The sequence below is a fragment of the Pseudomonas sp. GL_090 genome, from assembly GCF_057837765.1.
On record NZ_CM174452.1, the window covers coordinates 1,221,925 to 1,242,202 of the forward strand.

The following is a 20,278-nucleotide window of genomic DNA, read 5'->3' on the forward strand; positions in this document are numbered from 1 at the left end:
ACGGCGGAGCACATTGCGTGCCCCGCCGTTGTTACTTTACAGCGCGGAAAAGTGTTTGTTGCCCAGCGGTTTGCCGATGTCGCCGCGCCAGATCGCCTCGACCGTACCGCCGCTGGCGGCCACGTCCTTCTGCCATTGCAGGCCCAGGTTGCGTTGTTCCGGCAGTTTCAGATGGCCTTTGACGAAGTCACTGAATTGCGGCTTGGCCGAGGTGTAGTGGAAGTGTGCATACCACAGGGTTCGGGCCGGTACGCTGCGCAGGTCGCGCACCTCGTACTCCTGCAGGAAGTCCCGTCGCCCGTCGGCGCGTTTGCCCAGATCACGCAAGCCGCCTTCCTTGCGGATGTCCACCACCCGCTGTTCCATCAAATAGTCCAGATAACCTTCGGTCGGGGTTTTGCTGTTCATGCTTTGATCGATACGCAGGGTGCGCCCCGTGCGCAACATCTCATCCGCCCGATTGCGCAATTGCAGCGCCACGGCCTCGGTGGGGGATAGGCGTTCGATGTCCAGGGCGCGCGTGGTCAACTCCGTGGCCTCGCTGCTCATCATGTGTTCCAGGTCGACGGGCAGCATGTTTTTCTGAGCATAGCCTTTGACTTTGTTGGTATAGGCGTCCGCGGCCCCCAGCCTTTTTCCGGCCTCTGTCAACAGCAGTCTGACATCGGTCAGCAGCATCGGTTGCGCGGAGACGGCGGGTTCACTGAGGTGATATTTACCGGTGGAGCGGGGCAGCCAGGTTTCCTTGTAGCCATTGATATCTACGATGAAGTGCTGTTGCCGAGTCACGACATCGGTACTGGGCTCGCCAATCAGCAATCGGTTGTCTTCAGTCTCGAACAGTTGTTTTCCGGTGCTTTTTGTCGGAGGTGGGGCTGCAGATCGATTTCCGATGGCATGGCGGGCGAGCGCTTCCATCTGGTCGAGGTCGTCCAGAAACGCACGGACTTGTTTCATATCCAGGTGTTGCGGATAGCCTAGGGTCCAAGCGCCAAGCTGGCGGCGGAATTCGCTGTAAGTGGTCAGGCATTCTTCGAAAACGCGGTTGCGCTGGCCGATATTGGAACGGACTTGTGGTAGTTGATATTGGGTGAATAGGACACGCCCGACCTTTTCGCGGGATTGTTTCAATCGCACTTGGAAGTAAAGCCACGTAAGGTCGTCAATGGCTTCAAAATGGGGGATGGTCTCCAGGACATACGCCGTCCTCAAGTAACGGTAAGTCGAGTCACTGTACGTGTCGTTTAGAAGCTGCATGGTCTTGGCCGCCTCCTCTTTTTGCGGGGAGTGAGTGATTCGACGGACCCATTGTCTGGCGTCTTCGACAGCTTGGTGTTGCTGGCCAAACTCTTTGATAAAGTCCATTCGGGCCTCTTTGCGCTCGGCCAGCAGTTTCAAGTGTGTGGAGGTATTGGTGTCAGGCGTTGCGCTCGAACGATCGATCAACTGGTCGATCCTTGCGTTGTACTCTTGCAGGCGTTCCGTGGAGAGGGCGATCCGTTGGTCCTGACGGTAAAAGACAGTCGCGGCGCAAGTACTTTGGTCTCTGTTGATCAAGGCGCGCTTGTTGCCATGGCTTAACACTTTCAACTCGCCCAAAGTCAGGTACAGGGTCTGCGCGGCTTCGATATCTTCCAGGCAGGCACGGTCGGCAGTCGCGAGAGGCGGACGCTGAGTACCTTCAGGCTTGAAGTAGCTCTTCAGTAAGGCGTCGGTGTTTCTGATTTGAGATTTGAGGCGACGGATATTGGCGTCGACGGTGTTATTCAAGGTCAATTGACGACGCAAGGCACGATCGGTCCACCAGCGTGGCAGCCAGCGGCGAATGGCGACCGGCCAGAGTGGGTCCAATCCATCGGCCATGTGCCCAAGCGCCGCGCCACCTCCCACGCCGCCGCCTTCGATCACGGTGCCGTACACCGCGTAATGGGTGTTCCAATGGCCGGATTCATCGAGGGCGATCGGCTGTTTGTAGGTTCGCGTGCTGGTGCCGCTCAAGCGCCAGCGGGGTGGTTTGCCCTCCAGTTCGATGCGATAAATTCGCCCCTGGCTGAGCATGAAGTCGCCATCGGCGTGACGATACACGTTGCGATACAGGCCCTCGGTGCCCGGTTGTAGCCCCGCGAGGGAAACCGGCTTTTCATATTCATAACCCTTGAAGCGTTCCAGGGCGCGCTTCGCCTGATGTCGTGTCGATACCTGAAACGCCCGCGGACTTTTGCTCAGCGCCCGCCACTGTCGGCTGCGGGTGGCGATGCGAGCGGCAGCAGGGGCGGCAGATATGCCGGGGAGAATGTCCATGGCCGCATCGATCAACGACAACAGCACCGCCTCCACCTCGGCCAGGCCATGGCCGACATCACCGCGCAGGAAGGCCGCCACGGCCAGGTTGGCACTGTTCCAGGCGTCGTACAGGGCGATGGTCGTACCGATGAAGGGCAGCATACCCACGGCCATTTTCAGGTAGTTGAACATGGCGCCGGATTGCAGCGCGACCTGTTCCAGATACAGCGCATCGTTGGAGCGCGATGTCGCCCGATGGGCTTCCAACAATCGGCCCATGTGCACGTTCAACAGATGCGTCGCCAGGGATGTGCTGGATGGCCAGGGCGTGCCGACACCGATCAGCCCGTCGAAGTTTTTCAAGCGGGCCTGATTGATCCGGCTGACGTGATGGGCGACATCGCCCTTCAAGGCACGGTCGGCCAGGTAGTTGACCATCGGGGTGCGCAGGCAATCGTTGAACAGGCGCAGCCGTGCCTGCTCAAGGCTGTCGAACTGGCGCAGAAAAACACCGTCGGGACTGTCGGACAGATAGAGCAGGGTCAGACCGCTGACCTGCTCCACGATAAAGGTGACGCCGGAAAGCGTGGTCGGCCCTTGGCCTGAGGTGTCCTTGCCGCCCACGGTCAGGTGTGCCGGCAGCAGTTCGATGCGCTTGCCGTCGCGCGCAAAGGCTTCACGGCTGCTGGCCTCGATGGCGATTTCCAGCACTTGCTGGCCGTTGGTATCGATGTCCTTTGTCAGCACGGCGAATTCGCCTTGCAAACGCAGCATCAGGCGCCAGGGTTCGCTCAGGCATTCACGCCGGTATTCGTTGCTGAATTTCGATGCCGTCGAGGTGCCGAGGAAGGTTTCACGGATCAGCTTTTCATACTGTCCAGCCAGGTCCAGTTCGGTGACCATCTTGCGCAGCCAGGACGTAGTGATGCCGCTTTTCACCTTCTGCCGTTGTACGGCGTCGGCACCGCTGACCTCTACCTGCATCAGCGACAGTCGCCACCACATTTCCTGGTCGATGTTGCTCAGCGCCAGGTCGCCGAGGGACAGCTTGCTGCGTTGCTGGCTGGCGACCAGTATATTTTCCTGGGGTGTCCCTGGTGCCGCGCCTTCAGTGACGACCTTGCGCCAGGTGGTGGAGTCAGGCGCGTCCAGTATCACATCAACGTTCCGGCTCAGGCCGAACGCCTGGCGCAGGTGAGCATCGACGGCCTTTTTACTGAAGGCATCGCGGGGTGGCAACTCACGCTCCAGCCATTCATGGGAGCGCTTCATGGCCGTGATGTATGACTTGAACAGCGTCTTGATCCGCTCACGTTGCACGGCGGACAGAGTGCTTTGCCACGCTGGCAAACGTGCGGCCAGTGCACTGCTGTGAACTTGCTCGACAATGTGCTGGTACGCCAGCTCCCGGGCTGCGGGGACAGGGACCGTCAGACAGGCGAGGGTCTGTTCGCGCAGCTTTTCCAGTTCAGTCTCGCGTTGACTGGCACGGGACGGAACCGGGTTGGCGGTCAACAGCCGGGTCACTTGTTGTTCACAGCTGTGAAGCTGGTTCTGCAAGGCGTACTCGAACGGGTTTGCAGTCAGCGGCAGCAGATGCAGCGTTTGAGTGTTGTCATTGGCCGCAAGCTTGAACAGCGTCTGTTCCAGCGTCTGTCGAGAGGCAAACCGTTGCAGGCCACCGAAACGGCCGGGCCAGTAGAGCAACAGGCTTTCGGTCGAGGACGGCAGCAAGGTCGATGGTTGGGCGAACAGCAATACGCCGTCCAGTTCCTGGGTTTGTGTGCCGGTGGTGTCACCTTCGGTATCCGTCATCGACAACACCAGGCGCGCCACCACCACCCCGGCCGGGCGTGGTTGATCCGGTGCATCCAGTACGCTGATCAGCCATTGATGTTCCTCGTGGTTAATCTGGTTCAGGCTCAGTTGCAATTCGGCTTCGGCGCGCAGGCCGTCCAGGCGTGCCTGGTAAAGGGTGGCGTAGTGCGGGCGGTTTTTGTGGCGCAGTTCCAGCATTTTCTGCGCACTGTCGGTGTGCAGCAGCGCGGTTGCGGCGGTGGTACTGGCCTGCTCGGCCATCGTGAGGGCGTTCATTTGCTGTTGCAGACGTTGCAGGCGCTGGTCTGCGTGGTTGCCCTGAAAGTTCTCGCCCAGCAAGGCATCCATTGCCGTGCGCTGTTGCGCCAGTGCCTGGCGACGGATGCCCAGTGGAATGTCGGGGCTTATCTGGCTGAACAGGACACCGTCGTCGTGGGTATCCGCGTCCGGCAGGGTGGCGGGCAGGGCCAGGATCGATTCGTTACGCGACCGGTCCTCAAGTGCGACGTGCAAACGCGACCACAGGGATTCGGCGCTGGTCTGCAGCACCCTCTGCTCAAGCATTGTGTACTCGACCCTGAGGGTGCCTGTCGGTAGCCGGGGTTGGTCGAATAGCTGCGGCTGATGTTCGATCAGCCAGCTTTCCATATCGACACGTTTTTCAAAGGTCATCCAGGCGGATGGCAGGGAAGGCAAGTACAACAACTGAGCGACCGGTTGCTTCGTATCCCGGGTGATGACCAAGGCGCCCGATAGTTTGACTGACAGGCCTTTTTCATCCTTGAACTGCATGTGCTCGACGTAGACCCGTGGAGTGGGAGGCGTTGCTGTCCGCGCGGGTGGGTCGATGATCGCCTGCAGTGTCTGGAACTGTTCGGTATCCAGGATACCCTGGGCAAAAGCCCATTGGCTCGACGCTTCGAAATGCTGGCGGTACAAGCGGTTTGCCTGTGCCTTGCGTGACTGATCCGTACCACGCGCACGGGCATTCCACCAGGTGCTAGCGAGCGGCGACTGCGGGTTTTGCGCCATAAGTGCCCGCCACTGCTCACAGCATTCGTTCCAGCGTTCCGAGGCGCTCAGGGTCAGCCCCTGATCCGGGTTCGCGGACAAAGGGAAGGCAAGGCCGAAATCGGCCGTTAGGGGTGTGGTTTCGTCAACCATGACGATGAATCTCCAGAAGGCCGGACCGTGCCGGCGGTTCGGGCATTAGGAGGCAGTCGTCAAACGGTCGGGTGGTACATAGTTATGGCGAGGCTGAATTTGACGCCGGATGACCGCTCGGCACTCTTCATCAAATTGTCATGGAACTGTGGCAGCGCGCTTGAACAAACTTCATCAGACTCGCGCTCTACTGGGGTTCTGCGTTTTGGTGTTTTTCATGGGTGCTTCATTCCTTTCACGAATCGTATTGTTGGCCGCGCTGTTGTTCGGCCTGCCGTCCATGGCGGCTTCGCGTTGTGACGTCAATGTTCCGACCGAACGGGTGGATCTGGCCCAGGTAAGCCTGGCGTACCAGAGCATCGGTCGTGCGTCGGACCCGGCCTTGTTGCTGGTGATGGGCCTGGGCGGGCAGTTGATTCACTGGCCGGACGAGGTGGTGGTCGCCCTGTGCCAGCAGGGTTTCCGGGTGATCCGCTATGACAATCGCGATGTCGGCCTGTCGACCTGGCGGCAAGCACCGGCCGAAGCCAACCTGACCTTCGAAGTGCTGCGCTACAAACTCGGATTGCCGGTGTCGTCGCCGTATTCGCTGACCGACATGGCCGACGATGGCCTGGGCTTGATGGATGCCTTGCACATCGATCAATTCCACGTGTTGGGCGCCAGCATGGGCGGGATGATCGCCCAGCATATGGCGGCCATGGCACCGCAGCGGGTCGAGAGCCTGACCCTGATCATGACCACCTCCGGCGCCGAAGGCTTGCCGGCGCCGAGTGCGGCGCTGGTGCAGTTGTTGGCCCGGCGCGGCGCACCGAACCGCGAAGTGGCTCTGGAGCAACAGGCCGATCTGCTGGCGGCGCTGGGCAGCCCGATGGTCACCGATGATCGCCAGGCGTTGCTGCATCAGGCGGCGCTGTCCTATGACCGTGCATTCAATCCCGAGGGCGTGAAACGCCAGATCATGGCCATTCTTGCCGAGCCGAGCCGGGTGGTGCTGCTCAATCAGTTGCGGGTGCCGGCGCTGGTGGTGCATGGCACGGCCGACCCGCTGCTGCCGGTGATGCACGGGGTGCATCTGGCGGCGCATCTGCGTGGCAGTCGGTTGATCCTGATTCCGGGCCTGGCCCATCGTTTCCAGGAGGCGTTCAAGGCGCCATTGCTGGGGGCTGTGTTGCCGTATTTGCGCGAGCACCGCGAGGACACTTCGCACTGGGCGCAGATCGAGCCGGTGGCCGATCGCAACCTCCTCTAACCCCCCGATCACCTGTAGGAGCGAGCCTGCTCGCGATAGCGGTGTTTCAGCCAACGACGATGTCGACTGACCCGCCGCCATCGCGAGCAGGCTCGCTCCCACAGGAGAACACCTTCTAATGGCTCAGGCCGTACTTCTTTACCTTGTCGAACAGCGTGGTCTTGGCCATGCCCAATTCCTGGCTGGCCTGGGTCAGGTTGCCGCCGCTGCGTTGCAAGGCATCGCTGAGCAGGTTGCGCTCAAATGCCTCCACCGCTTCGGCAAAGGCCAGGCCCTGATTGCCGCCGCCGGCGCCGGTTTTCTTGAATGCCGGCAGGCCCAGGGCAAAGCGTTCGGCGACGTTGCGCAGTTCACGCACGTTGCCCGGCCAGTCGTGGCTCATCAGGTTCGAAACGGTCTGGTTGTCCAGTTCCGGCGCCGTGCGGTCGAAGCGCAGACACGACTGCTGCAAGAAGTGTTCGAACAATTGCAGGATGTCCTCACGGCGCTCGCGCAGCGGCGGCAGTTCCAGGGTCACCACGTTGAGGCGGTAATACAGGTCGCTGCGGAACTCGCCGGCCTTGCTCGACTCGACGAGGTCGGATTTGGTCGCCGCGATCACCCGGCAATCCACCGCTACGCTCTGGTTCGAACCGAGGCGTTCCAGGGTGCGTTCCTGCAATACCCGCAACAACTTGATCTGCAAGGGCAGGGGCATGCTTTCCACTTCGTCGAGGAACAGCGTGCCGCCGTCGGCGTGTTCGATCTTGCCGATCCGCCGTTTACCCGCGCCGGTAAAGGCGTTGGCCTCGTGGCCGAAAATTTCGCTTTCGAACAGGTTCTCCGGCAGGCCGCCGCAGTTCAAGGCGACGAACTGCTTGGTGTGGCGGCGACTGAAATCATGCAGGCAGCGCGCAACCAGTTCCTTGCCGGTGCCGGTCTCGCCTTCGATCAGCACGTTGGCCGAGGTATCGGCAACGTTGGCGATCAGCTCCCGCAGGTTCTGCATGGCCGGCGAGCGACCGATGATCCGCCCTTCGAGGGAATCGCGTTCGGCCAGTTGCCGGCGCAACGACGAGACTTCCCGCGCCAGGCTGCGTTGCTCCAGGGCGCGGCGGGCGACATCCACCAGGCGCTCCGGGGAGAACGGCTTTTCCATGAAGTCGTAGGCGCCTTTCTGCATCGCGCCGACGGCCATGGAGATGTCGCCGTGCCCGGTGATCAGCACCACCGGCAGGCTGCGGTCGCGCTCCTTGAGTCGCGTCAGCAGTTCCAGGCCATCGATGCCCGGCAGGCGGATGTCGCTGACGACGATGCCGGCGAAGTTGTCGCCGACCCGCTCCAGGGCTTCTTCGGCGCTGCCCACGCCAATGCAGGGAATGTCTTCCAGGGTCAGCGCCTGCTGGCAGCCGAGCAGCACATGGGGGTCGTCTTCGACGATCAATACACTAAGGTCGTTGTTCATATTGGCTCGGCGGGAGTGAGGCTTACCAACGGTAAACTGAGGACGAATGCGGTACCACCGCTGGCCGGGTGCTCGACACCCAGGTGACCTCCGGTGGCGGCGGCAAGGCTGGCGGAAAGGGTCAGGCCCAGGCCCAGGCCCTGTTCGCCGGGTTTGGTGGTGAAGAACGGCTCGAACAGGTGCTTGCGCGCTTCGGCGTCGATGCCGTGGCCGTTGTCACGTACGCGCAGGCGGTATTTGCCATCGAACGCTTCGCCTTCGAGCCACAGTTCGGGTTGCGGTTGCGCTTGCATGGCGTCCAGGGCGTTACCGATCAGGTTGACCAGAATCTGCTCCAGGCGGGTCTGGTCGATCTGCACCTGCACCTCTTCGAAATGGCGGTGCAGCTGCGTGTTTTTCATTCGTCCATCGAGCAACTGCAACGCCGCGTCCACACCTTTGCCGAGGCAGGCCTGGCCCTTGTCATCACCGCGCCGGGCGAACGAGCGCAGGCTGGCGGTGATTCGGCCCATGCGGTCGATCAGTTCGTTGATGGTCTTGAGGTTGGTGCTGGCCACGTCGAGCTGGCCGCGTTCGAGGAAGCGCACGGTATTGCCGGACAAGGTACGCAGCGCCGCCAGCGGCTGGTTCAGTTCGTGGGCGATGCTGGTGGACATCTGGCCGATGGCTGCGAGTTTTCCGGCCTGTACCAATTCATCCTGGGCGCGGCGCAAGGTCTCTTCGGCCTGCCGGCGTTCGCGGATCTGGCCCTTGAGCCGTTCGTTGCTGGCGCGCAGGTCGGTGGTGCGTTCGGTAATCCGACGCTCCAGCTGATTGTTGGCTTCCTGCAAGGCTTCCCGGGCCGCCAGGCGGGTGGCGATCACCTTGCGCCGCTCGTTCCAGGCGATCAAAAGGAACGCCAGGAGGGCAAACGCCACGGCTACCAGGATCCCCCGGTTGATCGCTTCGCTGCGCAGATCCTGGAGCGGCGTGAGCAGGGTGAAATTCCACGGCGTATCGCCGAGCGGCCGGGTTTGCGCCAGGTAGCTGATGTTTTCGTCGTCGGACACCAGCTCACTGTTGGCCGGGAACGTGAGTTTTTCCACGCCTTCGGACAGTGTTTCCCGGGCCAGCGGCTGCAGTTCGTTGAGCGGGAACCAGTAGTACTGCAGGCTGCGGGCGAGCTTTTCCTTGGTTTCTTCGCTCAGCGGCACCACCGATTTCAAGCGCCGCGCCGGATCGCTGGACAGAATGATGATGCCGTTTTCGTCGCTGACGAAGGCCTCCAGGCGTGCCCGTTGCCAGCGTTCTTCCATGGCTTCCAGGCGGACCTTGACCACCGCGACGCCGATGATCTTGCCGTGTTCTTCCAGGCCATGGGCCAGGTAGTAACCGGGTTCGCCGTTGGTGCTGCCGATGCCGTAGAAGCGCCCCGGCTGACCGCGCACGGCGTTCTGGAAATAGGCGCGGAAGGACAGGTCTTCACCCAGGTAACTGTCGACATCGCGCCAGTTGCTGGTGGCCATGACGCGGCCGGTGGTGTCCATCACGTAGATGGCCCGACTGCGGCTGCGCCGGTTCAGGCCTTCGAGGTAATCGTTGACCGTTTGCCGGTGTTCCGGGGTCGGGTCGGCCAGCAACTGCGAAACACTGGTTTCGAGCTCCAGCAGGCTGGGCAGGTAGGTGTATTTGCTGATTTCGCTTTCGACGGCGCGGGCGTGCAGTTCCAGCTGGCGCTGGCCGTTTTCGCTGAGGCTGCGGATGCCGTAGTGCTCACTGATCCAGAAGCCGATATAGCCCAGGCCGACCATCATGGCGATGATCAGCGGCGGCAGGAACAAATGACGAACCAGACGGGGTTTCACGGCAAGTGATGGCATTGCTGCGCGATAAAGGGTGGGGTCGCATTTCATCACAGATGCCTTGGGTCAACCAGCGATTGCCTGCCTACTCCGACTGTAGGAGCGAGCTTGCTCGCGAAGAACTCAAGGACAACGCGTGCATTCAGGATGAACGCGTCATCGTTAACGACCATCGCGAGCAAGCTCGCTCCTACAGGGTAGGGGCGAGCTACGTTGGTATTAGTGCTGCAGAATCTTGTTGAGGAAGTGCTGTGTACGCTCGGCGCGGGCGTTGATGTCACCGAAGAACTCTTCTTTCTTGCAGTCTTCGATGATTTTGCCGGCGTCCATGAAGATGACGCGGTCGGCCACTTTACGGGCGAAGCCCATTTCGTGGGTCACGCACATCATGGTCATGCCTTCGTGGGCCAGTTGCACCATCACGTCGAGCACTTCGTTGACCATTTCCGGGTCCAGCGCCGAGGTCGGTTCGTCGAACAGCATGACGATCGGGTCCATCGCCAGCGCACGGGCAATCGCCACACGCTGCTGCTGACCACCGGACAGTTGGCCAGGATGCTTGTGGGCGTGAGCCGAGAGGCCGACGCGCTCAAGCAGTTGCAGGCCTTTCTTGGTGGCTTCTTCCTTGCTGCGGCCCAACACCTTGATCTGCGCGATGGTCAGGTTTTCGGTGATGGTCAGGTGCGGGAACAGCTCGAAGTGCTGGAACACCATGCCCACGCGCGAACGCAGTTTCGGCAGGTTGGTCTTTGGGTCGGCGATGGAGGTGCCGTCGACCACGATGTCGCCTTTCTGGAACGGTTCCAGGGCGTTGACGCACTTGATCAGGGTCGACTTGCCGGAACCGGACGGCCCGCACACCACGATCACTTCGCCTTTTTTGACCTCGGTGCTGCAATCAGTCAGTACCTGGAAGTCCCCATACCACTTGTTGATGCTTTTGATAGAGATCATACGGCGAACCTTTTTTGCAGACGCTTGACCAGCTGCGAGGCGGCAAAGCTGATGATGAAGTACACGAGACCGGCGAAAACCAGGAACTCATTGGAGCGGCCAATGATGTCGCCACTGGCGCGCGAAGCATTGAGGAAGTCCACCAGGCCGACGGCGTAGACCAGCGAGGTGTCCTGAAACAGGATGATGCTCTGTTGCAGCAACAGTGGTGTCATCTTGCGGAACGCTTGCGGCAGGATGATCAGGCGCATCATCTGCCCGTACGTCATGCCCAGTGCCTGGGCAGCGCCCATCTGGCCCTTGGGAATCGACTGCACACCGGCGCGGACGATTTCGCAGAAGTACGCCGCTTCGAACATCATGAAGGCCACGATGCAGGATGCGAACGCACCGATCGGCGTGTCTTCGCCAGTGATCCAGCGCAGCACGAACGGTACCGCCAGGTAGAACCAGGTGATCACCAGCAGCAAGGGGATCGAGCGGAAATAGTTGACGTACGCGCCGGCGATGTTCGACAGCACTTTGTTGTGGGACAGGCGCATCAGGGCAAGGATGGTGCCGAGAATGATGCCGCCGATCACGCCCATGGCCATCAGCTTGAGGGTCATGATCATGCCGTTCCACAGGCCCGGCAGGGACGGGATGATGCCCGAGAAGTCGAATTCCATCATTTACCCCCTACGGAAATCAGGCCCGGTACGGCGACTTTCTTCTCGACCATACGCATCAGCAACATCAGGCTCATGTTCAGGGTGAAGTAGATCAGCGTTGCCAGGGTAAAGGCTTCGAACAGGTTGGCGGAGAACTCGGCGGTCTGCTTGGTCTGCGCGAGCAGCTCCATCAAACCGATCAGCGAGGCCACGGAGGTGTTCTTGAAGACGTTCAGGAACTCCGAGGTAAGCGGCGGAATGATGATCCGGTAGGCTTGGGGCAGCAGCACGTTCCAGTAGATTTGTGGCAGCTTGAAACCCATGGCGCGGGCCGCGGACTCCTGGCCTTTTGGCAGGGCCTGGATACCGGTGCGCACCTGTTCGCAAACCCGGGCGGTGGTGAACAGGCCCAGGCATACGACGACGCTGAGGAAGGCCGAGGTGGTCGGGTTCAGGTCCTGCTTGTACCACTCTTGCAGGTCCGCCGGCAGCAGGTCGGGTACCAGGAAGTACCAGATGAACAGCTGAACCAGCAGCGGCACGTTACGGAAGAGTTCGACGTAGCAGGTGGCGATACCCGATACGATGCGGTTCGGCACGGTACGCATGACGCCCAGGATCGAGCCCAGTGTCAGGGCAATGATCCAGGCCGCGATGGCGATGCCGATGGTCCAGGCCAAGCCGGTCACGTACCAGTCGAAATAGGTCTCGCTGCCCACGCCGGTGGACTTGAAGAACACGCCCCAGTCCCAGTTGTAATTCATTAGGGTCTCCCCTCAGTTCAATCGATGTACAAGTGCCCGCTTGGGGGAAGCTCCGTTCCCGCCCGACCTTTACGATCAGGCACACGCTCCCGGCTCGACAGCCACCGGTTCGAGTGTTTCCAAAAAATGCCAGCAGGAAGTGACCACCTCCTGAAAGGGCCAGGGCCCTCTCAGGAGATAAGGTTAGTCAGAAATCAGGACTTCTTGTCGTCAGCCGCTTTATCAGTCGGTTTGGCGATCAGGGCCTTGAGTTCTTCGCTCATCGGGAAGTTCAGGTTCAGGCCTTTTGGCGGGATCGGTTGCATGAACCATTTTTCGTAGATCTTGTTGATCTCGCCCGATGCGTAGGTGGCCTTGATGGCGTCATCCACAGCCTTTTTGAACGGCTCGTCGCCTTTACGCACCATGCAGCCGTAGATTTCGTACGACTGTGGCGTGCCGGTCACGGCCCAGTCATCGGCCTTCTTGGCCTTGGCGGCTTCACCGGCCAGCAGGGCGTCGTCCATCATGAAAGCCACGGCGCGGCCGGTTTCCAGCATCTGGAAGGATTCGCCGTGGTCTTTGGCGGAGATGACGTTCATGCCCATCTGCTTGTCGGCGTTCATCGCCTTGAGGATGCGCTCGGACGTGGTGCCGGCGGTGGTCACGACGTTTTTGCCTGCCAGATCGGGGAAATCCTTGTACTTGGAGTCTTTCTTGGACAGCAGACGAGTACCGATTTCGAAGATGCCAACGGAGAAGTCAACCTGCTGCTGACGCTCGACGTTGTTGGTGGTGGAACCGCACTCCAGGTCCACGGTGCCGTTCTGCACCAGCGGGATACGGGTTTGCGAAGTCACCAGGTTGTACTTGACCTGCAGGTTCGGCATGTCCAGGTCTTTTTTCAGCGCTTCGACGACTTTCAGCTGGATGTCGTGGGAGTAGCCGACCGGTTTGCCGGAAGCGTCTGCAATGTAGGAAAACGGGATGGAAGCGTCGCGATGGCCCAGGGTGATGGTGCCGGACTCTTTGATCTTCTTCAGGGTGCCGGTGAGTTCGGCGGCGAAAACTGGCGTGCTGATCAGAGCGGCAGCAATGGCTGCGCCCAGGATATGGGGAACGATGCGCATCAAATTTTCCTCGACATTGTTTTTTTTATGGAGCCAGTTCATCGGCCCTTTTGTGCTGCAAAACACCTGAGCGCTATTGAGAGTCGGCGCAAAGGACATTCGTCGAAGAAGTGTAGAGCATGACTCGTGCCAGACCAGTCTCAATTGATCAACGTATTGATTTATAAGGGAATTAAATATTTTTTGCGTTGAAATTTCAGTGAGATGATCCGGTTAACCGAACCGACCCGCAGGTCGCGTTCGGAAAACCGAATGGTGGCAGGGGGCTACTCGGTCATCAGCTGTACTTGCGTTTGTCCGGCGCAGGCGGGAAGTACTGGTACAACCAGGTTTCACTCAGGGTGCGGTCGTTGGTGCGGATGAACAGGCGCAGCTCGACAGGCTCCACGCTGTCATTGGTCGGGTACCAGTCAAACAGGATGCGGTAGCCTTTGATGTCGTCGAGCTTCAGGATGCTGAAATCCTTGACCTCGCCGTTCGAGCAGGTAACGACCGGCTCGATGCCCGTACCTTCGGGCAAGCGGTCCAGGCCGCCACCGGTGAAGTCCACGGCAAAGCGCCGCGCCCACACCGGCGGATAGTGTTCGCCTGGCGCCCAGCCTTCGGTGAAGCCGCCCATGCCCGAACGGGTCGCGTTGACCCGTGCCAACGGCGTTCCGACTGGCGGCAATGCGCTCCAGTACAGCTTGTAGCCGTAGTTCAGCGAATCCCCTGCAGCCACCGGTTTCTTCGGCGTCCAGAAGGCGACGATGTTGTCCATGGTCTCGCCGGTGGTGGGGATCTCCAGCAGATCGACCGAGCCTTCGCCCCATGCGGTGGTCGGTTCAACCCACAGGCTCGGGCGACGGCTGTACCAGTCGACGGTGTCCTGATAGCTGGCGAACTCGTGGTCGGTCTGCACCAGGCCGAAGCCCTTCGGGTCGGTATCGGCGAAGGCATTGAATTGCAGGGTCGCCGGGTTGTTCAGCGGGCGGCAGATCCACTCGCCGTTGCCGCGCCACATGGCCAGGCGGTCGGAGTCATGGATTTGCGGGTGAATGGTGTCGCACATGCGGCGCTCGTGGGTGCCGCAACTGAACATGCTGGTCATCGGCGCAATGCCCAACTGGTCGATGGCGGTGCGTGCATTGACGTGGGCGTCGATCTCCATCACCACGCGCTCGGCCTGGCAGTCGATATCGAAGCGGTAGGCACCGGTGGCGCTCGGCGAATCGAGCAGGGCGTAGACCACGAAGCGGGTGCTGTCCTTGTCCGGGGTCTCGAACCAGAACTTGGTGAAATCGGGGAATTCTTCGCGCTTCTTGGCGTAGGTATCGATGGCCAGCCCGCGGGCCGACAAGCCGTACTGGCCGGTGGCGTCCACCGCACGGAAGTAACTGGCGCCGAGGAACGACACGACATCGTGCTTGTCCAGTTCCGGGGCCTTGAACAGCTTGAAGCCGGAGAAACCCAGGTCGCCCTTGAGCTGCGCGGTGTCGACCGTGGTGTTTTCATAGTTGAACAGCGACGGGCGGAAATGCACCTCGCGGGCCATCCGGGTTTTCGGATCGACGCTGTACATGCGCACCGGCTGCTTGAACCCCATGCCAACGTGGAAAAACTGCACGTCCAGCTGGCCCTTGAGCTCTTTCCACAAGGAATGATTGCCGTCGTAGCGGATCGCATTGAAGTTCTGCGGCGTCATGGTCGCCAGGGTCGGCGGCAACTGTTGCTTGGTGTCCTGATAGCGGTTGCTGGCGAGCTGTTTGGCCTGGAGTTTCAGCGCCTCGAAATCGAACGCGGTGGCCTCGCCATCAGCGGTGCCACCGGTGGCGGCCCAGGCCTTGGCGGCCAACAGGCCCGTAGCGGACAAACCGGTGTAGGCCGCGATGGCCATGGAGGCTTTGAGCAAGTTCCTGCGGTGCATAAATACAACCTGTCGTGAACAATCCCGTGCCGTTCCTGGCACGTGCTGGATCAGAAATATCGGTTCGGACATGCCTTCGGCCAAACACAACGGACTTTTACACAGATGCCCGACAGCTTAAACCGTTCGATTGAAGAGCAAAATTGATTGATGGCACTGCGCCGTCTCGGCAATGAAACAAGACATGTCGGGAAACAATTCCGACAGGGGTTTCTGATTTAGAGGGCATTTCTGCTTTTTTCGACTAATTACTCTAAAAACCGCTTTTCAGCGCCCGGAATATTTCTATTCTGTGCACATGACCGGTTTATGCCCTTCGGACCGGTGCGGTTCAGCGGGCACCCAGCGGCTGCTGAAAAAGGGATAGGGCGATGCGGTTTTTTGCAGTTTCTTTGACGTCTAGAGAAGGACATCGTCCATGTCGAAAGTACAAGGCATCACCGAAATGTTGGGAATCTTTCCGTGTCTGGCACTGGTGCGACGAAGACGCCGGCTCAACAGCGAGGAAATGAAACTGGTGGAACGCTATCGGGAACTGTCGGAGAGCGACAGGATCGCGATGAGGTATCTGGTGGATGCGATGAGGAGTGTTTCGAGGTTTTAATAAGGCAAACCAAAGGGACGGACTGTGAAGTCTGTCCCTTTTTTATCAGCTCGATTTATCCCTTCAGCGGCAAGTGCCAGCGATTGGGAAGGGTCGCTGCACCTGCATCAACTCAGGCATGTCTCGCCACTTGATCCAGGCGTGATGTTGGTAATGCAGCAAGGGCACTGAAACTCCGGCCCAATTCAAGGAACTCAGGCTTGGCAGGTTTTCCACAGGCGCTGATTTCGCATCACGCAATGAGGGTATGACTTCATTGCTCAACCACTGGCGCAGGTTGCGGTTTTCCGGGACGAAGTGGTGAACCAGCAAGGCGTACATGCCTGATTCGCTGATCATCAGGGTTTCGACCGTTTTGCCGTCCTTGCGCAGCCAGACGGTGCGACGTTGGTCGGGATCGAGTTTCAGGGTCAGGCGTTCATTGAGTGGTTTGCCCATCAAGCGACCCAGATCCTGGGCACAGAACCAGGCTTGGTTGTTTTGCATGAAGGCGTGGAGGAAACGGTTGTGGCGGGTGAAGACATTAGGAATGAAGCAGGAAGGAATTTCAGTCGGATGTGATGTGTGCTTGTGCATTTTTCGACTCCATGTTGAAGAAAGGAGCCGCCAATAATCCTTCGACAGATTTGGGTGGCGGACCGTGGGGCGTTCGAAGTCGGAACGTTCTCGATCAACATGGAAGCCGAGAGGCCCGCGCCACACGGCCCGCCATAACGCGAAACTGAAAGGCAAAAAAATGCCCCAGCTCATATGGGGGCGCGGATGCGCCATGTTGATATGTTCCGGCTTCGACTCCGGGCCGCTGATTAGGCAGCGACGGAGCAAAGCCTATCGGTCAGGCACTCGCGGCGCCAAGTCTACTCTGTCGACGCTTTGCGTAGGAATCGAGGGCGCTATTGATAAGGGATATCTGTAGGAAATTTCAAGTGGCGCGTGAAGTGCAAAAAAACTGCACTTTGTTGATAAATTGGCTATATTCAATCCAAATTTTGGCGCGAAGTGCAGGTTTTCTACATGTTAATCGAGTTTTCAGTTTCAAATTTCCGCTCGTTTCGTGAGAAACAGACGCTTTCCATGGTGGCGACTCCACGTCTCAGTAAAAAAAGAAACGTGTTCAAGCCTTTGGTGGATGGAGAGAAGTTACCGAATCTGTTAAAGGTCGCCGCAATTTATGGACCGAATGCCTCTGGAAAGTCCTCCCTTATTCAAGCACTGGGAATTGTTGCTGAGTTATTAGGGAGCATGCCATCAACAGATAATAAGGGCTTGCCAGTCAAATCATTTAGATTTGACTCGTCGCTAATAGACTTGCCTAGTAGTTTTGAATACAACTTTATTAAATGCGGTCTCCGTTATCAGTTTTTTCTCAGTTTGACCGAGAAGAGAGTTGTTGAAGAAAAATTGATTTGCTATCCAAAAGGAAGAGAGTCGTTACTTTACAGTCGCGTACTGACGAGCAAAGGGGAACAGTATGTTTTCGGAGAGGGGCTCGAAGGGGGGAAGGAAGTTCATGAAGCTTGGAGGAGGCTTACAAGCCCAAAAGCTCTTTTTATGTCTCAAGCAGTAGCTAATAGTAGTGAGGACTTGACTCAGTTACGAGAGCCGTTTGAATGGTTTAAAACCAATCTTTGGTCTATTGAACAGGATGCAATGTTGCGATGGTCTACTGCGTCCATAAGGATCTTAAAAAAAATCCCAAGCTTTACCGCACATTTAGAGAAGTTTTTGCAAGATGTAGATATCCCAGTTTCAAGTATAAAGTTTGAAGAGGTTTTAGCCGAAAATGCTTTGCTAAAAGCTTCTGGTGCGTTATCTGCAGAGGAAGTATTTGGTGGGGATCAAAATGATAAAACCACTCTGACGCATACGACTTTGTTGGGTGACGCAGAGTTTGATTTCTCTGAAGAGTCTGGTGGTACCAAGAATCTGATTGGGTTCTGGTTACCTTGGACAACGATGAATTTTAGGTCGGCTAATGGTGGCGGAATACTCGCGGTGGATGAGTTAGATAGTAGTCTTCATCCGGAAATTGTCGCCGATCTTATCGAGAAGCACTTGGACAGGGAGATGGACTCGCAACTTATTTTCACTACGCATGATACTCACTTGATGAACGCTAAAGTTCTTCGGCGCGATCAATTTTGGATCACGGAACGTGATGAGAATGGTGCAACTAAGCTTTTCTCGATTCATGATTTTGAGGGGCGAGAAGGCGAGGACGTCGAAAAGCGTTATTTTGAGGGTCGCTACCGTGGTTTGCCTTTTATTCGGAGGAAATAATCATGGGGCGCTCAGCAAACTCTTTTGATCGGAAAGGCTCGCGCTTCAAGCCCCAGCCAAAAGTTTTAATTCTTTGTGAGGATAGCAAGTCAGGAAAACGATATCTCGAAGATGCGGCGCTTCACTTTCGTGCGAATGCGCAAGTTGAGATTGCTCACTGTGGGGTAACTCACCCAAGCGGTATTGTTGAAAAGGCAATTGCGCGACAAAAAAGTTTTGATAGGGTTTTCTGTGCATTGGACCGAGACACTCATATCTGCTTCGACAGAGCGATTGATTTAGCTAAACGTCATCCAAAAATAAAAGTTATAGCATCCTTTCCATGTTTCGAGTTTTGGTTATTACTGCACTTTGGCTACAACAGAAAGCCATTTGCTGCTGCAGGGAAAAACTCGCCGGGTGACCTCGTTGCGAAAAGTCTCCGAGAAAAACCCAATATGGAAAAATATGAGAAGGGAAAAGACATTAGCTATTTTGCCCAACTGCTAGGGGAACCGTTCAAAACAGCAAGAACACTGGCACCGAAAATCCTTGAGGACGTCGTCAAGAGCGGCGAGCCCAACCCCAGTACCGAAATCCATTTACTGATGGATGAGTTCGAGTCCCTCTCCAAACCGCAGCCGATCTAGCACCCTGAACCCTGCCCGCATTGGTGCTGGCAGGGTGTTTGAGTGAGGGCGAATGTCCGTTACCGGCTGACTTTCCAGGCATCCCCCGCAGGCGCCTTCCCGTGGTCATACGGCTTGGCGATCCACATGTAAAGCAGGCCCAGGCCAATCACGATGGCAGTGCTCAGCACCATCGCGTAGTTGATGTACCACGCGGCGTCCGGGGTGCGTGGCCAGGCCATGTTGATGATGGCGCCGACGCCGTAGACCAGCGCGCCGACGTTCACCACCCAGCCCCAGGCGCCGAGGGTGAATTTGCCGCTGGGTTTCCAGCCCTTCATGCGGGCGTACAGGGCTGCGAGCACGATCATCTGAAACGCCAGGTAGATGCCGATTGCCGCGAAACTGACGATGGTGGCGACCGCGTCTTGCAGGAAGAAGCCGAGGATGATGATCAGCGCCGGCAGGACACCGGACACGAACAGTGCCGCAACGGGTACCTGAGTCGTAGGGGAAATTTTTTTCAGCAGTCGGCTGCCGATGACCATTTCGTCACGGGCGTAGGAATACAGCAGACGACTGGCCGCCGCTTGCAGGCTGATCACGCAGGAGATGAAGGAAATCATCACCACGCCCATCACCACTTTCGAACCGACCGGGCCGAAGGCGTTGTTGAGGATGGTGGTGACCGGGTCCTTGTCGGTGCCGTTGATCACCGCCTGCATGTCCGGCACGGCCAGGATCAGCGCCAGGCAGGCGAACATCGCCGCGATGCCGCCGATGTAGATGGTCATGCGCATGGCCACCGGGATCTGCTTGCTCGGGTTGGGGGTTTCTTCGGCCACGTCGCCGCAGGCCTCGAAGCCGTAGTACAGGAACATCCCCGCCAGCGACGCGGTGAGGAACGCCGGCAGGTACGAGCCGTCGACGCTGATATCGAAGGTGTTGAACAACACGCTGATGGGTTGATGACGCTCGAAAATCAGCAGGTAAACGCCAACGATCACCGCGCCCACCAGTTCGCAGAGGAAGCCGAACATGGCGATCCGCGCCAGCACCTTGGTGCCGCTGAGGTTGACCAGGGTGGCGAACAACGTCAGGAACAGAGCGATGATGATGTTGGTGTTGTTGCTCGGTTCAAAACCCATCATGGCGGCGAGGTACGGACCGGCACCTACAGCAACGGCGGCGATGGTGACGCACAGGGCGATGGAGTAGATCCAGCCGACCATCCACGCCCAGCGCTTGCCCACCAAGCGACGAGCCCACGGGTACACACCGCCGGAAATCGGGAACTGCGAAACCACTTCACCGAAGATCAGGCACACCAGCAACTGGCCGCAACCGACCAGCAAGTAGGCCCAGAACATCGGTGGCCCGCCCGCGGCGAGGCACAGGCCGAAGAGGGTATAAACCCCTACGACCGGAGAGAGATAGGTGAAGCCCAGGGCGAAGTTTTCCCACAGGCTCATGCTGCGGTTGAAGTTGGAGGTGTAACCCAGTTTGCGTAGTTGCTCGGCATCGCTGTCGGCAAGGGCTGCAGAGAGATCGGGTGATGCACTCATGTGTGATTGCTCCGGAAAATCGGCAGATTTCGGATG

Annotated in this window: 14 protein-coding genes; 4 read left to right on the forward strand and 10 right to left on the reverse strand. The window is 58.5% G+C overall.

The features are described from left to right. Positions 1 to 36 precede the first annotated feature (36 nt). Positions 37 to 5,265 carry a dermonecrotic toxin domain-containing protein gene (locus tag AC3ITA_RS05355; RefSeq protein ID WP_489279691.1) on the reverse strand — a complete coding sequence of 1,743 codons (5,229 nt, stop codon included), beginning with the start codon at positions 5,263 to 5,265 and terminating at the stop codon, positions 37 to 39. Positions 5,266 to 5,482: 217 nt separating this feature from the next. Between AC3ITA_RS05355 and AC3ITA_RS05360 the strand changes: the two genes are divergently transcribed. Further along, positions 5,483 to 6,517 (forward strand): alpha/beta fold hydrolase, encoded by a 1,035-nt coding sequence (locus AC3ITA_RS05360; protein WP_095943110.1) that lies wholly within the window; start codon positions 5,483 to 5,485, stop codon positions 6,515 to 6,517. A 115-nt stretch (positions 6,518 to 6,632) separates the two neighbouring features. On the opposite strand, the gene aauR is transcribed toward AC3ITA_RS05360, so the two are convergent. The 7 genes from aauR to AC3ITA_RS05395 form a co-directional block, all read right to left on the reverse strand. Continuing rightward, positions 6,633 to 7,961 carry a two-component response regulator AauR gene (gene aauR / locus AC3ITA_RS05365; protein ID WP_150673012.1) on the reverse strand — a complete coding sequence of 443 codons (1,329 nt, stop codon included), beginning with the start codon at positions 7,959 to 7,961 and terminating at the stop codon, positions 6,633 to 6,635. Next, positions 7,958 to 9,853, reverse strand: coding sequence for a two-component sensor histidine kinase AauS (gene aauS / locus AC3ITA_RS05370; protein ID WP_095943112.1), 1,896 nt, complete (start codon positions 9,851 to 9,853; stop codon positions 7,958 to 7,960). The genes aauR and aauS overlap by 4 nt, the downstream gene beginning before the upstream one ends. Before the next feature lie 168 nt (positions 9,854 to 10,021). Next, positions 10,022 to 10,756 carry an amino acid ABC transporter ATP-binding protein gene (locus tag AC3ITA_RS05375; protein WP_056721096.1) on the reverse strand — a complete coding sequence of 245 codons (735 nt, stop codon included), beginning with the start codon at positions 10,754 to 10,756 and terminating at the stop codon, positions 10,022 to 10,024. Further along, positions 10,753 to 11,424 carry an amino acid ABC transporter permease gene (locus AC3ITA_RS05380; RefSeq protein ID WP_095943113.1) on the reverse strand — a complete coding sequence of 224 codons (672 nt, stop codon included), beginning with the start codon at positions 11,422 to 11,424 and terminating at the stop codon, positions 10,753 to 10,755. Before AC3ITA_RS05380 ends, AC3ITA_RS05375 begins: the two co-directional genes overlap by 4 nt. Further along, a complete protein-coding gene (locus AC3ITA_RS05385; RefSeq protein ID WP_095943114.1) occupies positions 11,424 to 12,170 on the reverse strand; it encodes an amino acid ABC transporter permease in 747 nt (248 codons plus the stop codon). The genes AC3ITA_RS05380 and AC3ITA_RS05385 overlap by 1 nt, the downstream gene beginning before the upstream one ends. 194 nt (positions 12,171 to 12,364) lie before the next feature. After that, the gene (locus AC3ITA_RS05390; protein ID WP_095943159.1) at positions 12,365 to 13,279 is read right to left on the reverse strand and encodes a glutamate/aspartate ABC transporter substrate-binding protein; all 915 of its coding nucleotides are present in this window, start codon (positions 13,277 to 13,279) and stop codon (positions 12,365 to 12,367) included. A gap of 277 nt (positions 13,280 to 13,556) precedes the next feature. After that, on the reverse strand, positions 13,557 to 15,185 hold the full coding sequence (locus tag AC3ITA_RS05395; protein WP_414929148.1) for a glucan biosynthesis protein D: 1,629 nt from the start codon (positions 15,183 to 15,185) through the stop codon (positions 13,557 to 13,559). 418 nt (positions 15,186 to 15,603) lie between these two features. Between AC3ITA_RS05395 and AC3ITA_RS05400 the strand changes: the two genes are divergently transcribed. Then, entirely contained in the window at positions 15,604 to 15,789 is a 186-nt protein-coding gene (locus AC3ITA_RS05400) for a hypothetical protein (RefSeq protein ID WP_095943116.1), read from the forward strand. Positions 15,790 to 15,852: 63 nt separating this feature from the next. Here AC3ITA_RS05400 and AC3ITA_RS05405 read toward each other — a convergent pair whose 3' ends face one another. Then, positions 15,853 to 16,365 carry a BRO-N domain-containing protein gene (locus AC3ITA_RS05405; RefSeq protein WP_414929149.1) on the reverse strand — a complete coding sequence of 171 codons (513 nt, stop codon included), beginning with the start codon at positions 16,363 to 16,365 and terminating at the stop codon, positions 15,853 to 15,855. 438 nt (positions 16,366 to 16,803) lie between these two features. On the opposite strand from AC3ITA_RS05405, the gene AC3ITA_RS05410 reads away from it, so the two are divergent. Together AC3ITA_RS05410 and AC3ITA_RS05415 are read left to right on the forward strand one after the other, a co-directional pair. After that, positions 16,804 to 18,069 carry an AAA family ATPase gene (locus AC3ITA_RS05410; protein ID WP_489279695.1) on the forward strand — a complete coding sequence of 422 codons (1,266 nt, stop codon included), beginning with the start codon at positions 16,804 to 16,806 and terminating at the stop codon, positions 18,067 to 18,069. A 2-nt stretch (positions 18,070 to 18,071) separates the two neighbouring features. Further along, the gene (locus AC3ITA_RS05415) at positions 18,072 to 18,698 is read left to right on the forward strand and encodes an RloB family protein (RefSeq protein WP_489279697.1); all 627 of its coding nucleotides are present in this window, start codon (positions 18,072 to 18,074) and stop codon (positions 18,696 to 18,698) included. Between the two features lie 59 nt (positions 18,699 to 18,757). On the opposite strand, the gene AC3ITA_RS05420 is transcribed toward AC3ITA_RS05415, so the two are convergent. Next, the gene (locus AC3ITA_RS05420) at positions 18,758 to 20,242 is read right to left on the reverse strand and encodes an APC family permease (RefSeq protein ID WP_489279699.1); all 1,485 of its coding nucleotides are present in this window, start codon (positions 20,240 to 20,242) and stop codon (positions 18,758 to 18,760) included. Between the last annotated feature and the right edge of the window lie 36 nt (positions 20,243 to 20,278).

Coding starts and splice junctions, on each gene's coding strand:
- AC3ITA_RS05355 (WP_489279691.1), bottom strand. CDS start 5,265: ATGGTTGACGAAACCACACCCCTAACGGCCGATTTCGGCCTTGCCTTC.
- AC3ITA_RS05375 (WP_056721096.1), bottom strand. CDS start 10,756: ATGATCTCTATCAAAAGCATCAACAAGTGGTATGGGGACTTCCAGGTA.
- AC3ITA_RS05415 (WP_489279697.1), top strand. CDS start 18,072: ATGGGGCGCTCAGCAAACTCTTTTGATCGGAAAGGCTCGCGCTTCAAG.
- AC3ITA_RS05420 (WP_489279699.1), bottom strand. CDS start 20,242: ATGAGTGCATCACCCGATCTCTCTGCAGCCCTTGCCGACAGCGATGCC.
- AC3ITA_RS05390 (WP_095943159.1), bottom strand. CDS start 13,279: ATGCGCATCGTTCCCCATATCCTGGGCGCAGCCATTGCTGCCGCTCTG.
- aauR (WP_150673012.1), bottom strand. CDS start 7,961: ATGAACAACGACCTTAGTGTATTGATCGTCGAAGACGACCCCCATGTG.
- aauS (WP_095943112.1), bottom strand. CDS start 9,853: ATGAAATGCGACCCCACCCTTTATCGCGCAGCAATGCCATCACTTGCC.
- AC3ITA_RS05400 (WP_095943116.1), top strand. CDS start 15,604: ATGTCGAAAGTACAAGGCATCACCGAAATGTTGGGAATCTTTCCGTGT.
- AC3ITA_RS05385 (WP_095943114.1), bottom strand. CDS start 12,170: ATGAATTACAACTGGGACTGGGGCGTGTTCTTCAAGTCCACCGGCGTG.
- AC3ITA_RS05395 (WP_414929148.1), bottom strand. CDS start 15,185: ATGCACCGCAGGAACTTGCTCAAAGCCTCCATGGCCATCGCGGCCTAC.
- AC3ITA_RS05405 (WP_414929149.1), bottom strand. CDS start 16,365: ATGCACAAGCACACATCACATCCGACTGAAATTCCTTCCTGCTTCATT.
- AC3ITA_RS05380 (WP_095943113.1), bottom strand. CDS start 11,424: ATGGAATTCGACTTCTCGGGCATCATCCCGTCCCTGCCGGGCCTGTGG.
- AC3ITA_RS05360 (WP_095943110.1), top strand. CDS start 5,483: ATGGGTGCTTCATTCCTTTCACGAATCGTATTGTTGGCCGCGCTGTTG.
- AC3ITA_RS05410 (WP_489279695.1), top strand. CDS start 16,804: ATGTTAATCGAGTTTTCAGTTTCAAATTTCCGCTCGTTTCGTGAGAAA.